This is a genomic window from Paraburkholderia sediminicola (assembly GCF_046026895.1).
GTDB classification, from domain to species: Bacteria; Pseudomonadota; Gammaproteobacteria; order Burkholderiales; family Burkholderiaceae; genus Paraburkholderia; species Paraburkholderia sediminicola_C.
On sequence record NZ_JAQQEU010000043.1, the window covers coordinates 46630 to 59873 of the forward strand.

Here is a 13244-nt window from a genome sequence, read left to right on the forward strand (position 1 = left end):
CGTACGCGACGAGGCATGGGCGTGGGTGCCCAGGGGTCCAACCGGGCCAACAGTTGCGGTTCGTCCGACCCACCAAACCAGCATTCGAACGCCCGATTCACTCGGCGTTGCTGACGTCAGACCCGCGGCCTGGCCGCACCTGCGGTCCGGCGCTCCAGTTGCTATGCTAATCACCATCGACCAGCACGGGAGCGAGCTTGGCCAACCCGGATGTTCTCGATAGCGACCAGAAGACCGCGCACATCGTCGCTGCGCAAGCGAGCCCGTGCGACGAGCTCATCATCCGCACGCAGCCCACCGCGGTCGACCGCCCGTGCCGGCGCAAGCGGCTTGCGCTCGCCGCGACCATCCTCGGCTCGAGCATGGCGTTTATCGACGGCTCCGTCGTCAATGTCGCGCTGCCCGCCATTCAGAGCGAGCTCCGCGCGAGCGTCGCGGCGATGCAGTGGATCGTCAACGCCTACCTGCTTTTTCTCGGCTCCCTCGTGCTGGTGGGCGGATCGATGGGCGACAAGCTCGGGCGCCGCACGGTGTTCATCGCGGGCATCGGGGTCTTCACGCTGGCGTCGGCCGCTTGCGGGCTCGCGCCGAACGCGGGTTCACTGATCGCCGGGCGCGCGGTGCAGGGCATTGGCGCTGCGTTCTTCGTACCCAGCAGTCTCGCGATCATCGGCGCCGTATTCGAAGGCGAACAGCGCGGACGGGCGATCGGCACCTGGGCGGGCGTCGGCGCGATCACGTCGGCGGTGGGGCCGGTGGCGGGCGGCTTGCTCGTCGACGCGTGGTCGTGGCGCGCGATCTTCTTCCTCAACGTGCCGCTTGCCGCGGTGACGATTGCGCTCGCGATCTCGTCGGTGCCGAACAGCCACAAGCTCGAGGCGCCTCGGCAGTTGGACTGGCCCGGCGCGCTGAGTGCCGCAGCGGGGCTCGCCGCTCTCACCTATGGTCTGACCCAGGCGTCGGCGCGTGGCTTCGCGCATCCGCTCGTACTGTGCGCGATCGGTGCCGGCGTGCTCGTGCTGGCCGCCTTCGTGCTGATCGAAGCCAACAGCCGCGACCCCATGATGCCGCTCGACGTGTTCCGCTCGCGCGATTTCACCGGCGCCAACCTCGTCACGCTGCTGCTCTACTTCGGTCTGGGCGGCGCACTGTTCTTTCTGCCGTTCACGCTGATCCGCGCACATGGCTACACCGCAACCGAAGCGGGCGCGGCGCTGCTGCCGATGCCGGTCATCATCGGCTCGTTGTCGCGCTTCACCGGTGGCCTGACGAGCCGCTTCGGTTCGCGGGTTCTGTTGAGCGTGGGTCCGGGCGTCGCCGGAATCGGGTTCGTGATGCTCGCGCTGCCGTTCGTGCGCGGTAGCTATTGGGCCGGGTTCCTCCCTGCGCTCGCCGTGCTCGGGCTCGGCATGACCATCACGGTCGCGCCACTCACGACGACCGTGATGGGCTCGGTGCCGGGCGACCGCGCTGGCGTCGCCTCCGGCATCAACAACGCGGTTGCACGCGTGGCGAGCCTGCTGGCGGTTGCCGTGCTCGGCATCGTGTTCGTGTGGTCGCACCACGCGGCGCTGTCGGCGCGGCTCGACGAACTGCAGGTGCCTCAGGGCGCGCGCCAGACCGGGCAGTTGCTGGAGCCGGACGCGCAAGGCGGGACGGCAGCCGGCGATGCCCCTACGCCGCCCCACACCCCCGTGGCGCAGGCGGAAGCCGATGCCATCGCTGACGCGCTGCGCGCCGTCGCGCTGGTGTCCGCCGCGTGCGCATTCGCAGGAGCGGGACTCGCCATGGCGACCATCCAGCCCCGCAAGTGATGTGCTTCGCGGCGCCGGACGCCTTCCACGAGCGGAAATCCTCCCGGCGCGGTGACCAGCCCCGCGTCTAGCGTGCTCATGTAGGCATGTCCGGCAGCGTCAGTTCGTGTCGTCATTGCCGACTTCTCACGAAGCGGACGGTCGTCGAGTCGGGCTTGAGCGAATTCGCCTCCTAGGCCGCGATTCTGGAGCAGCTTCTCACGGGCAGGGACTGGCTCGTCGGCGACGAGGTTACCTACGCCGATTTTCGCGTGGCCTGCGTGCTCCCGTTCGCCGAACTCGCCGGCCTGCCGCTCGCCGATTTCTCTCGCGCGTCGAAGCCTGGCATGCGCGGCTCATGGAGATCCCCGCCTGGAGGGATCCATTTGCAGGGCTCGATGCGCCTGGCTGCCCCCGCTCAGGGCGGAAGTGAAATAACCCTGGGCGGCGTTCGATTGGAGTCCGAAGCCTCGAATCGCGGCCGGAACCTGCTTCGGCGCGCATGCGTTCTTGCACTACGCCGGGCTTTTCCTCATGTGGATAGTGTGGTGAACGGTGCCGAGAGTTCTTCCGCTCTCGAAAGAAAGAGCTTCAGGACTGGAGAGGTGTTCGACCTGCTGTAGCCAATGACGAGATCAACCGTCGGTGCATCGCCTTCAAGGGACCGGCTGACGACCGACCATGGCAGCAGATTGTTCGCATACTCCGGCATCAACGCCAGCCCGCGCGTGGACGCCACGAGCGACATCGCCATCGCGAGATTGTCGACGCCGTGGTCGGGCCTGATATCGACCCCGCTCTGTTGCAGATACCGCTCGATCACGTCGTGCAGCACCCTCGCCTTGTTCGATGCCATGATGAACTTCTCGCCCACGAGATCCTGCGGGCGGATCGCTGTGCGTGCGGTCAGCCGGTGGTCACTCGGCATCAGCACAATGAGCTTCTCCCTGCTGACGACGCGATAGTCGAGGTCGAATCCCGGTTCGGCCCGCAGAAATGCGAGGTCGAGCCGGCCACGCGCTAGCGCATCGGCGAGGTCCGGCGAATAGCTGCTCGATACGGTGACCTCGATATCCGGCAATTGATCGCACAGAACCTGCATCGCGCGCGACAGCCACGTTATTTCCTCGCCGGTCTGAAAGCCGAGCGCGAAGGACTGTTTCGCCGGCTGCGCGGCGCGGCGCGCTGCCTCGGTCGCGGCGTCGACCTGCGCGAGCGCAAGCCGCGCATGGTCGAGGAAAGCCTTGCCCGATGCAGTCAGTTCGACGCCGCGCGCACTGCGGCTGAACAGTTCCGCGCGGACCTCGTCCTCCAGATCGCGAATCTGTCGGCTAAGCGAGGGCTGCGACGTGTGCAGACGCTGTTCGGCCGCCACCGTGAGGCTGCCCGTCTCCGCGACGGCAATGAAATACCGCAGATGTCGAAGTTCCATATGCTCCTCGCCCGCATGCCATGCCTCACAGGCATGCTCACCAGCTTATAAAGTCTTTTTTCTTTTCGCAATCGACCACTAGATTGGCAATCAGGCAGCGACGCAGCGTCTACCAGACAATCCCACCGGACTGATACCCGCCTTCGCCCCATACCTCGCATCTATATCTTTGGAGATCCTGAAATGGACAGTCCAGTTGTTGTGATTACCGGTGCGCTGACAGGCATCGGCCGTGCGACGGCACTGGCCTTCGCGGACAGCGGCGCGCATCTCGTCATTTCCGGCCGCCGTGAAGCCGAAGGCAAAGCGCTCGAAGCCGAACTTCGCGAACTCGGCGCAGATGCCGTCTTCGTCCGCGCCGACGTCCGTCACGACGATGATGTTCGCGGCCTCGTCGATCAGGCCGTCGCCCGCTTTGGCCGCATCGACGTGGCGATCAACAATGCCGGCACGGAGGGCCAGCCTGGTGCCGTCGTCGACCAGTCAGCGGAAAGCTACGCCGCGACCTTTGAGACCAACGTGCTCGGCACGCTGCTCAGCATGAAGCACCAACTGCGCGTGATGCAGGCACAGAAGCGCGGCAGCATCGTCAACGTGTCGTCCACGTACGGCCACGAAGGCGCGGCTTACGCGTCGGTCTACGCCGGCAGCAAGCACGCGGTCGAAGGCATGACGAAGTCCGCCGCGCTCGAAGCCGCCGCGTCAGGCGTACGCGTGAACGCGGTCGCGCCGGGACCGACCGACACCGGGATGCTCGACCGCTTCACCGGCACGGCGGAGCGCAAGAGGGTGCTTGCCTCGACGGTGCCGTTGGGCCGCATCGGCCAGCCAGACGATATCGCCCGCACGATCCTGTTTCTCGCATCGGACGCAGCGTCGTTCGTGACGGGCCAGATCGTCTGCGTCGACGGCGGCAAAACGGCGGGCTGACGCCGAACCCACAGCGATCAGGAGCATTGTCATGAGCCACCTCGCCGGATAGACCGCGCTCGTCCCGGGCGCCTCACGCGACATCGGCCGCGCCAGTGCGCTCGCATTCGCGAGTCTTCGGGAAGACTGATTAATCAGGCATCCATATTTATACGAAACATCCGAGAGGACGATTCAAATGACAACCGTTGCACCCATACTGTACGAATCGAAGGGCTCTCCGAACGCACGCCGTGTGCGCATCTTCATCGCGGAGAAGGGCATCGACATCCCGACGAAGCCTGTCGACCTGGGCGCCAAAGAACAGTTTTCCGATGCCTACCGCGCAATCAATCCGCGCAGCCAGGTGCCGGCGTTGGCCCTCGCCGACGGCCTCGTCATCGCCGAAGTGCTCGCCATCTGGCGTTATCTGGAAGAAGCGTATCCGCAGACCCCATTACTGGGCACGACGGCAAAGTCGAAGGCCCTCGTCACGATGTGGGAACGCCGCGCAGAACTGGACGGCTTGGCGCCGGTCATGGAAGGCGTGCGTAATGCGGTCGCGGGCCTGAAAGGCCGTGCGCTGTCAGGTCCGCATGCCTATGACCAGATTCCCGAACTGATCGCGCGAAGCAAACAGCGCGTAGCCGACCTCTTCGCCGACTTCAACGAGCGGTTCGAAACGGTCCGGTTCGTCGCCGGCGATGAGTTCTCCGCGGCGGACATCACGACGCTCGTGACGGTCGACTTTGCCGCCAACGCGCTGAAGATGCCGATTCCAGCCGGACACACCGCGTTTCAGCGATGGTACGACGAGGTATCCGCCCGGCCAGGCGCCGTCGCATAACGCATTACCCCGGCGCTGACTGGCTGGCGAGAACGAACGCCCTTGCAGCGCCAACTCAAGGAGCAACCCATGGCGCACGACGCTCGGCCTTTCACGGAGATTGACATGGCTGTCACCAAGCCCGACCAGCACAAAACCCTCAGCCAGAGGGCACGACCCGTTGCCCCGACGCGCCAATAGCTCTTTGGAAAATGGTCCGGACAGCGACAACAGTCAATCATTAACTGGAGTAGTGACGCGGTGAACCGCTCACGAAAACCTTAGGAAATCACATGTCCAAGTTAGCTCAAAAAGTGGCGCTCGTTACCGGCGGTTCACGCGGCATCGGTGCGGCAATCGCGAAGCGTCTCGCCGCGGATGGAGCGCGGGTGGCCTTTACCTATGCGAAGGACGCCAGCGCGGCTTCGACCGTAGTCAAGGAGATCGAACTCAATGGCGGAAAGGCTATCGCGATCCAGGCGGACGCTACCGACGTCAAAGCTGTCGAGGCCGCAGTCGAAGAGACTTTTGCGACCTTCGGCCGGCTGGACGTGCTGGTGAACAATGCCGGCACGGCCATTCCGAAGCCGTTCGAAGACACGACACTGGAGGAGATGGATCGAGTGATCGACATCAACATCCGCGGCGTGTTCGCTACGACCAAGGCTGCGCTGAAGCATCTGGGTGATGGTGGCCGCATCATCATGATCGGTTCGGCGGTGGGCGAGCGAGCCATTGCGCCCGGACTGGTGCCCTACGCGGCCACGAAGGCGGCCGTCAGGATGTTCACTCAGGCGCTGTCGCGAGAGTTGGGAGGCCGGGGCATCACGGTGAACAACGTCCAGCCGGGTCCGATCGATACAGACCTGAATCCCGCCTCAGGCGATTGGGCCGTGCCGCAGAAGGCGGCCACAGTACTCGGTCGCTATGGGCGCGCTGAGGAGATCGCCGCAATGGTCGCTTTCGTCGCCGGCCCGGAGGCCTCTTACATAACCGGCGCAAATCTTACGGTGGATGGTGGGATGAATGCCTGAGCCTCCGCGCATCTTCGACCTACGGATTTGAAGAAGGGCGACGTCCATGCGGACGCGACGGGGAGTCGATGAGGTAACGGAGCCGACTCTCCATTAACTCGAAGCGGCTCAGCCGAATGGCTCCTGTTGGCCGAGAGCGCCAGTCCGAGAAACGTTCTACACCATGGACGTTTGCAATCACACGGACTCAACCCGATTCCGCTTGCAACGGGACCGTCCGGACGGCGCGACGGGGCTGCGGTCCCGAGTTGCTTCAGCGCCCCGTTTTGCAACCTCGCGTGGCAAACGCCAGGCACCAATCTAATTTCCCGCCGATAGCAGCTCCATGCGCTTGCGCTGCAGAAACCGGCGCACTGCCGGATCGCGCTCGAGTCCGATGGCGAGATCGTACGCGCCGAGCGCTTCGGCCGTCGCGCCGGCGCGCGCGAGCAGATCGGCGCGCGCGGCCCAATACGGCTGGTAGTCGGCCAGCCGCGGATCGTCCGTATAAGGCTCGAGCGCGTCGAGCGCCGCCTGCGGGCCGTGCCGTTCCGCCAGCGCGAGCGCGCGGTTCACCGCGACCACCGGCGACGCGGCGATCGCGAGCAGCGCATCATAGAGCTGCACGATCTCGTCCCAGTTCGGGCAGTGCGTGCGGCAGCGGTGCACGTGCGCCGACTGCAACGCGGCTTCGAGCTGAAAGCGTCCGATTGCGTTGAAAGCGTTCGCGCGCCGCAGCAGTGCGTCGGCTGCGTCGATCATCGGCGCGTTCCATGTCGCCGGATCCTGAGCCGACAGCGGCACATAGTCGCCGGCCGCATCGCGCCGCGCGTCGCAACGCGCCTGCGCATACAGCATCAGCGCGAGCAGACCAAGCGTCTCCGGCTCCTCGGGCAGCAGTTCGACGAGCAGTTGTGCAAGAAACAGTGCCTCACCGGTGAGATCGCGCCGCTCGGTATCGCCGCCGACCGGGTCGGTCCACCCTTCCGCATACACCGCATAGACCGCTTCCAGCACCGCAGCGAGCCGGCCCGGCAACTCCTCGCGCTCGGGCACGCTGAACGGAATGCCCGCTTCGCGGATCTTGTTCTTCGCTCGTACGAGGCGCTTGCTCATCGCGGCGGGCGACATCAGGAACGCGGACGCAATCGTCTTCGCTTCGAGCCCCAGCACCACCTGCAGCATCAGCGGCGTGCGAATCGCGGCCTCGAGCGCCGGGTGCGTGCACGCGAACAGCAGCGCAAGCCGCCGGTCGGGCAACGCGCCGGTTTCGCGGTCGTCGATCTCGTCGGCGAGGATCGTGAGCTGGTTTGTCACTTCGTCGCCGACGCGGCGATGGCGCGCGCCGTCGATCGCCCGGCGGCGCGCGACCGTCATCAGCCACGCTTCGGGATTCGCGGGGCAGCCACGCTCCGGCCAGTCGGCGAGCGCGGCCGCAAACGCGTCGGCCAGCGCGTCCTCGGCGGCGACGACGTCGCGCGTGCGCATCGCCAGCAGCGCGACGAGCTTGCCGTAGCTGCGACGGGCGACCGTCTCGGCAATCGAACGCGCGGCGCCGTCAGCGTCACCGCCGCAGCCGTGCGGACTCATGCAGCAGATGGCGCATCGTATGGGGCAGTCCAGACAGGGCGCACTTCCATGAGGCCGTGCGCCGCGCCGGGGCAACGTGACGCCCACGCGATCGCCGCATCCAGGTTGGGAACGTCGATGAGGTAGTAGCCGGCGAGTTGCTCCTTCGAATCGGAAAACGGTCCATCGAGTACCTGTGGCTTGCCGTCGACGAGCCGCACCGTGGTAGCCGTGTTCGTGTGCTGCAACCGGTTGGCGCCCACCAGAACGTCCGCTTTTTTCAACGACTCGGTGTACGCCTGATACGCGGCGACGCCTTGTTGCCGCTCGCTGTCGCTCATCCGGTTCCAGCCGTTTTCTTCTGAATAGATCATCAACAGGTATTGCATATGAGCCTCCGTCATGGGGTTGAGGCGGGTGAAGTACATCGGGCCGCCATCACAATGACGCGCGCGCCGCGTGCTGACGGACAGGCGACCTCGAAAAAATCGCGGACGGCGCATCTGCGTGGTTAGTCCGGCTCGGTCGAGAACCCCGCGCGGTCACTTCGGGCGAGCCGCCATCCACTGCGCGGCTTTCACCGTCAAGGGGACCACTGATCGCATTAAAGCCCGGTTTGCGCAGGTATCGCAACACTGTCTGAATGTCGGCAAATTCCGCCCGCGCCCGCCGCACCCCCCGCTTCGCTCATCCCGCACGCGCGGCCAACTCCGCCAGCACACTCTGATAAGCCGTCGCGCCGATCACACGCTCGTTGCCCGCGTGTTCAAAATCGATCCACCCCGAATTGAAGCCGTCGATCATTTCGATGCGCGGCGCCGGCCACACGCTACCCTGCGCCTGGAACAACGCCTCCCTGTAAGATATTCACGGGGGAACCCAGAATGCGTCACCCATATCGCTTTTCCCATCCGCGCAGCGTGGACGATGATGTCAACGCGGGCCACGAGCGCGCATCGCTCCATGCGCTCTGGCACGCCTTCGCACGCCATCAGACGTTTCACGGCGGGCGCGGACGCGCCGAATTCGCGCGCCGTCACGGCGAGCGCGACGACTGGCGTGGGTTCCACGGCAACGACCAGCCACCCGCCGAGTTCGCCAGCTATGAATCGGGCCGTCGAGGCCAACGGGAGTTTCAGGGCGACGCCCCGACCCGCGAAGGCCGGCAAGGCCGCCAGGCCCGCCGCGACTTCCAGGCGGATCCGCGCAGCCACGGCCGTCAAGCGCATCACGGCCACGCCCGCTTCGCGCTGCACGCGCTGTGGCACGCGACAGGCCCTCATCACGACGCGCACGGCGGCGGCCGTGGCGGGCGTTTCGGCGGTGGCCCGGGCGGTTTCGGCGGCGATGGCGAAGGCTTCCCGCGCGGCCGAAAGTTCAGCTCCGACGACCTGCAACTGCTCTTGCTGTCGCTGATCGACGCCCAGCCGAGCCACGGCTACGAGCTGATCAAGGCGCTCGAAACGCGCTCGAACGGCTTCTATAGCCCGAGCCCGGGCATGGTCTATCCGGCGCTCACGTATCTGGAAGAGCTGGGCTACGTGACCGTGCAACTCGAAGGCAACCGCAAGCGCTACGAACTGGCGCAGGCCGGCCGCGACTATCTGGCAGCCAACCGCGAGCGCGTCGAACTGATGCTGGCGCGTCTGACGCACATCGCACGCAAGATGGATTCGGTGCGCCGCGCGTTTGCCGGCGAGGAACCAGCCGATATTAGCGAAGGCGGCTGGCTGCCCGAGCTGACCGAAGCGCGCCGCACGCTGAAGCATGCGCTGCTGCGCCGTGACAACGCGCCGGCCGCCGAACAGCGCCGCATCGCCGCGATCCTGATGCGCGCGGCGCGAGAAATCGAAGGCGGAGACAAAGCGGACGACGCCGGCAACGACGCCAACAGCGAGCCCACCGCCTGAATTCACACCCCGCGTCCCTCGCCCGCCTTTGCACGCGCGGGACGCCCACGAGCGCCCGGCGCGCCGACGAACCCAACAGGAGCCCTACCCTCATGCCGACCAACGACAACCGCCCCGATCTGGCAGTCCAACGCGTGCGTCATCCGCTGAAGTTCCGCCTGCTGCAAGTCAAGCAGGTGCGCGCGCTGAGCCCGCACCTGCTTCGCGTGACCTTCACGGGCGACGATCTGCACGACTTCGTGTTCGCCTCGTTCGACGACCACATGAAGGTGTTTTTCCCGGAGCCCGGCGCGGACAAGCCGGTGCTGCCCGAAGCCGGCCCCAATGGTCCGGTGTTCGCCGCCGGCCAGCCGCGTCCCACCGCGCGCGGTTTCACGCCGCGCCGGTTCGATCGCGATGCGCTGGAGCTGGAGCTCGAATTCGCGATGCACGAAGCGGGCCCCGCCGCGAACTGGGCGGCGCAAGCCCAAGTGGGCCAGTATCTCGGCGTCGGCGGCCCGCGCGGCTCGCTGATGATCCCGACCGCGTTCGACTGGCATCTGCTGGTCGGCGACGATACCGCGCTGCCGGCTATCGCGCGCCGCCTCGAAGAACTGCCGGCTGGCGCGCGCGTCGCCGCCGTGATCGAAGTGGCCGATCCGTCGGCGTGCCTCAAATTCACCACGCAGGCCGAGTTGCATCTGGTCTGGTGCTATCGCAGCGAAGCCGATCAGCGCGGGGCGGCGCTGTTGCAGGCGGTCCGCGAGATCTACCTGCCGGAAGACGGCGAAGGCTACGTGTGGGCCGCGGGCGAATCCGCGACGATGCGCGCGGTGCGTCATCATCTGGTTGGGGAGCGTGGCGTCGACAAGTCGCGGATTCGCGCGGCGAGCTACTGGAAACAGGGCGCCGAGGCAGTCCACGAGACGCTTGACGATTGAACGTCGGCCCGTCGCCGGCAGCGCGGGTTGCGCATCGCGCGGGCGCCGACGGGCGCGCACGCATCGAACAGCGCGAGCCGCGCGGACAGAACGGGCCACACGGACCACACGGACCATGCGGACCACGCGGACCACACGGGCAAACGCACTTAGAACAACAACGATAAGGAATCGACCCATGTACTCAATCAGCGGCCGACACGAGCGGCGCCTCCTGTGGCTGCTCGCGCTGACGCAGTTCACCATCATCATGGACTTCATGGTGATGATGCCGCTCGGCCCGCAGATCATGCGCGCGTTCAGCATCACACCTGGTATGGGAAGCATTAAACTTTAACTTTGGAGTTAATTGCTTTCTTTTTTGCAGTCCGACCCGTCACCACACCGGAACCGCACCATATCTGTGCATGAGGCATTACCGGAATATTTCATTTTGCTTTCTGTCCCACATACCTTACGGGTCGTCGCCAAGGTGGGCGCAAGATGCACCTCGCAGTCCCGCTCGACGAACGCGAAGTTACGCGGATCGATCACTGTTCGCGCGAGATGAAATCTCTTTGACGTTTGTTCAACGTGGCTGTTCGCTGTGGTATCTGAAACAACAAGGACGCGCGCATTCATCATGCTCGACCGAGGTTCCATAGAGGTGGCGCCGTTGGTTCGGACAGTCAGATCGAGTTTATAAGTGGAAGCGCCGGGGTCATCAAGCTGCCGATTTGATCGCTGGCAGCGTGGCGAAGTATGCCTCATCCGGCGTCTGATCGGACAGACTTGAATGGGGCCGTTTCTGGTTGTAAAGGTTCAGGTAATCGCCGATGGAGCAGCGTGCATGGCTGACTGATTCATAGGCTTTCAGATACACCTCTTCATATTTCACGCTGCGCCCCACGCGTTCGACGAATACGTTGTCGCGCCAGGCGCCTTTGCCATCCATGGACAGGCGGATGCCCCTGCCGAGCACGGCGTCGGTGAACGCTGTCGCGGTGAACTGGCTGCCCTGGTCGGTGTTGACGATCTCAGGTTGCCCGTATTTCGCGAACGCTTCTTCCAACGCCTCGACAGCGTGCATCGCCTCCATCGTAATCGCCACGCGGTGGGCCAGTACCTTTCGGCTGGCCCAGTCAAGCGTGGCGCCGAGATGTCGTACATCGCGTTACCGTCCATTCATCTTGCACGAAACGTAGGCGTCGTTGACAGAAGCTAGCAGTCAACTTGAAAATAGCACTGACTCTCGAATGCGCCGTCGGTTGTTTAAGTCAAAAATGGATGACGGAACTTGTTTTAAATCTGACAAATTTTTCTATTCCCCATCATCAAAGATTTATATTGATTAGTCGTACATATTATCGCGCTTCCAACAAGAATACTTAAAGGCAATTTTTAGTCAATTTAAGGTTCCCCTCGCGTACCGCCTTTTCGCGGTCTGCGTGGCTTCAGTATTTTTCTTGATGCGCTGCCGCGAACTGTACAGCTCCTTACTTGTCAAGTCGTCAAACCAACCCTTGCCGCAACTTCGTTCGCGTTCTCGAACAAATCCCGACGCCAGGCCCGAGTTCACGGCATCTGTCACCGAGCCTTTCCGCATACATTTTGTGCTGTACAGCATCGAAAGTCCGAAAAGGCAAGGGGTCCGTCCGATTGAGCGGTCTTACCAGATAATTGATGATCGCAGCCGGCACGAGTCGTGACCGAACTACGGTCGACGTTGACGCCCGGAATGTCTCCGAAACTGCATCGCGCGACGCACGCAGAACGGAGTCGCCCTGCGCGTCACACGCGTTGACGATGGATTCGCGCTCTACCGAGCGATCAAGCGGCCACCCACACCGGTTGTTGGCATGGGCGCTTGAACATGCGCGCCGGGACTCGAGGTCACTATCTTAGAGGCAGTTTTTTTTGCCGCTACCTTACTTGCCGAGACAGTTCTGGTGCAAATAGGCTCGGGTAATGGGTTAAAGTTGCGAGCTTAACGAACGGGTGGCCGGTGATGAGCAAGCGGAAAGGTCTGGAGGGGTTGTTCGATGGACGGCATTTTGATCGGGAGATCATTGTTCTGTGCGTGCGCTGGTACCTTCGCTACAAGCTCAGCCTGCGTGATCTCGTTGAGATGATGGCCGAACGGGGACTGTCGCTGGCGCACACCACGATCATGCGCTGGGTGAAGCGTTTCACACCGGAGTTCGTGAGGCGCTGGAATCGTTTTGCGATACCATCAGGCCGGTCATGGCGTGTTGACGAGACCTATCTGAAGATTCGCGGAAAATGGGTTTATCTGTACCGGGCGGTGGATCGGGCCGGCCAGACGGTGGACTTCAAGCTCAGGGCAAAGCGCGACGTGGCTGCGGCAAAAGCCTTTTTCAGCAAGGCAATCCAGCATCAGGGCCAGCCACCGGAGACGATCACGCCCGATGGGTATGCGGCCTCGCACCGGGCCGTGAGGGAGATGATCGCTGACGGTCTGCTGCCTGAGGAAACGAAGGTCCGGTCCTCGAAGTACCTGAACAATGTGATCGAACAGGACCATCGAAACATCAAGTCCAGAACGAATGTGATGCTCGGCTTCAAACGGTTCAGGAGCGCCGCGACCACGATTTCAGGCATCGAATTGATGCATCGCATTCGCAAGGGGCAGTTCGACTTCTCCGGTCTCAGGCTCAACCAAACCGCTGCGCCCGCCATCTGGAATTCTGTCCTGTTCAATCGGTAAGGCATACTTATTTTCTGGAGACGTCTCGCCCGCACCAACTATTTGCACCAGAACCCGGGGTACGATGCTTGCCCATAATCGGCACCTCCTTGTCCAAAGGATAGATGTCCGTTTTTCTGGGTCAACTTCACCTGGGAGGCAAACACGCTAACGAGTAGTACTTAG

11 protein-coding genes and 2 pseudogenes are annotated in these 13244 nt (G+C 63.8%); 9 read left to right on the forward strand and 4 right to left on the reverse strand.

Annotation, left to right across the window (positions count from 1 at the left end):
* The first annotated feature begins 197 nt into the window (after window positions 1-197).
* Together PQR02_RS26005 and PQR02_RS26010 are read left to right on the forward strand one after the other, a co-directional pair.
* On the forward strand, window positions 198-1814 hold the full coding sequence (locus tag PQR02_RS26005; protein ID WP_408237940.1) for an MFS transporter: 1617 nt from the start codon (window positions 198-200) through the stop codon (window positions 1812-1814).
* A gap of 185 nt (window positions 1815-1999) precedes the next feature.
* Window positions 2000-2416 (forward strand): glutathione S-transferase C-terminal domain-containing protein, encoded by a 417-nt coding sequence (locus PQR02_RS26010; protein WP_408237980.1) that lies wholly within the window; start codon window positions 2000-2002, stop codon window positions 2414-2416.
* Here PQR02_RS26010 and PQR02_RS26015 read toward each other — a convergent pair.
* Complete coding sequence (locus PQR02_RS26015; protein ID WP_408237943.1) at window positions 2326-3225, reverse strand: LysR substrate-binding domain-containing protein; 900 nt, start codon at window positions 3223-3225, stop codon at window positions 2326-2328. The genes PQR02_RS26010 and PQR02_RS26015 overlap by 91 nt on opposite strands.
* Before the next feature lie 183 nt (window positions 3226-3408).
* On the opposite strand from PQR02_RS26015, the gene PQR02_RS26020 reads away from it, so the two are divergent.
* The 3 genes from PQR02_RS26020 (at window position 3409) to PQR02_RS26030 (ending at window position 5994) form a co-directional block, all read left to right on the forward strand.
* Window positions 3409-4155, forward strand: a complete 747-nt coding sequence (locus PQR02_RS26020) for an SDR family NAD(P)-dependent oxidoreductase (RefSeq protein ID WP_408237947.1) — start codon at window positions 3409-3411, stop codon at window positions 4153-4155.
* A gap of 178 nt (window positions 4156-4333) precedes the next feature.
* Window positions 4334-4981 carry a glutathione S-transferase family protein gene (locus PQR02_RS26025; RefSeq protein ID WP_408237950.1) on the forward strand — a complete coding sequence of 216 codons (648 nt, stop codon included), beginning with the start codon at window positions 4334-4336 and terminating at the stop codon, window positions 4979-4981.
* A gap of 272 nt (window positions 4982-5253) precedes the next feature.
* Window positions 5254-5994: an SDR family NAD(P)-dependent oxidoreductase gene (locus tag PQR02_RS26030; RefSeq protein ID WP_408237953.1), complete on the forward strand. Its 741-nt coding sequence runs from the start codon at window positions 5254-5256 to the stop codon at window positions 5992-5994.
* Between the two features lie 300 nt (window positions 5995-6294).
* Here PQR02_RS26030 and PQR02_RS26035 read toward each other — a convergent pair whose 3' ends face one another.
* Together PQR02_RS26035 and PQR02_RS26040 are read right to left on the reverse strand one after the other, a co-directional pair.
* The gene (locus tag PQR02_RS26035; RefSeq protein ID WP_408237956.1) at window positions 6295-7563 is read right to left on the reverse strand and encodes an RNA polymerase sigma factor; all 1269 of its coding nucleotides are present in this window, start codon (window positions 7561-7563) and stop codon (window positions 6295-6297) included.
* Entirely contained in the window at window positions 7560-7931 is a 372-nt protein-coding gene (locus PQR02_RS26040; protein WP_408237959.1) for a YciI family protein, read from the reverse strand. The genes PQR02_RS26035 and PQR02_RS26040 overlap by 4 nt, the downstream gene beginning before the upstream one ends.
* Window positions 7932-8426: 495 nt before the next feature.
* Here PQR02_RS26040 and PQR02_RS26045 point away from each other — a divergent pair, with 495 nt between their 5' ends.
* The 3 genes and pseudogenes from PQR02_RS26045 to PQR02_RS26055 form a co-directional block, all read left to right on the forward strand.
* Window positions 8427-9452, forward strand: a complete 1026-nt coding sequence (locus PQR02_RS26045; RefSeq protein WP_408237962.1) for a PadR family transcriptional regulator — start codon at window positions 8427-8429, stop codon at window positions 9450-9452.
* 92 nt (window positions 9453-9544) lie between these two features.
* Window positions 9545-10372, forward strand: coding sequence for a siderophore-interacting protein (locus PQR02_RS26050; RefSeq protein ID WP_408237965.1), 828 nt, complete (start codon window positions 9545-9547; stop codon window positions 10370-10372).
* A gap of 178 nt (window positions 10373-10550) precedes the next feature.
* Window positions 10551-10685, forward strand: a pseudogene (locus PQR02_RS26055) (MFS transporter); the annotation flags it as partial.
* A gap of 390 nt (window positions 10686-11075) precedes the next feature.
* Here PQR02_RS26055 and PQR02_RS26060 read toward each other — a convergent pair.
* Window positions 11076-11513, reverse strand: a pseudogene (locus PQR02_RS26060) (transposase); the annotation flags it as partial.
* Window positions 11514-12359: 846 nt separating this feature from the next.
* Between PQR02_RS26060 and PQR02_RS26065 the strand changes: the two are divergent.
* Window positions 12360-13079, forward strand: coding sequence for an IS6 family transposase (locus PQR02_RS26065; protein ID WP_408237968.1), 720 nt, complete (start codon window positions 12360-12362; stop codon window positions 13077-13079).
* The last annotated feature ends 165 nt before the right edge of the window (window positions 13080-13244 follow it).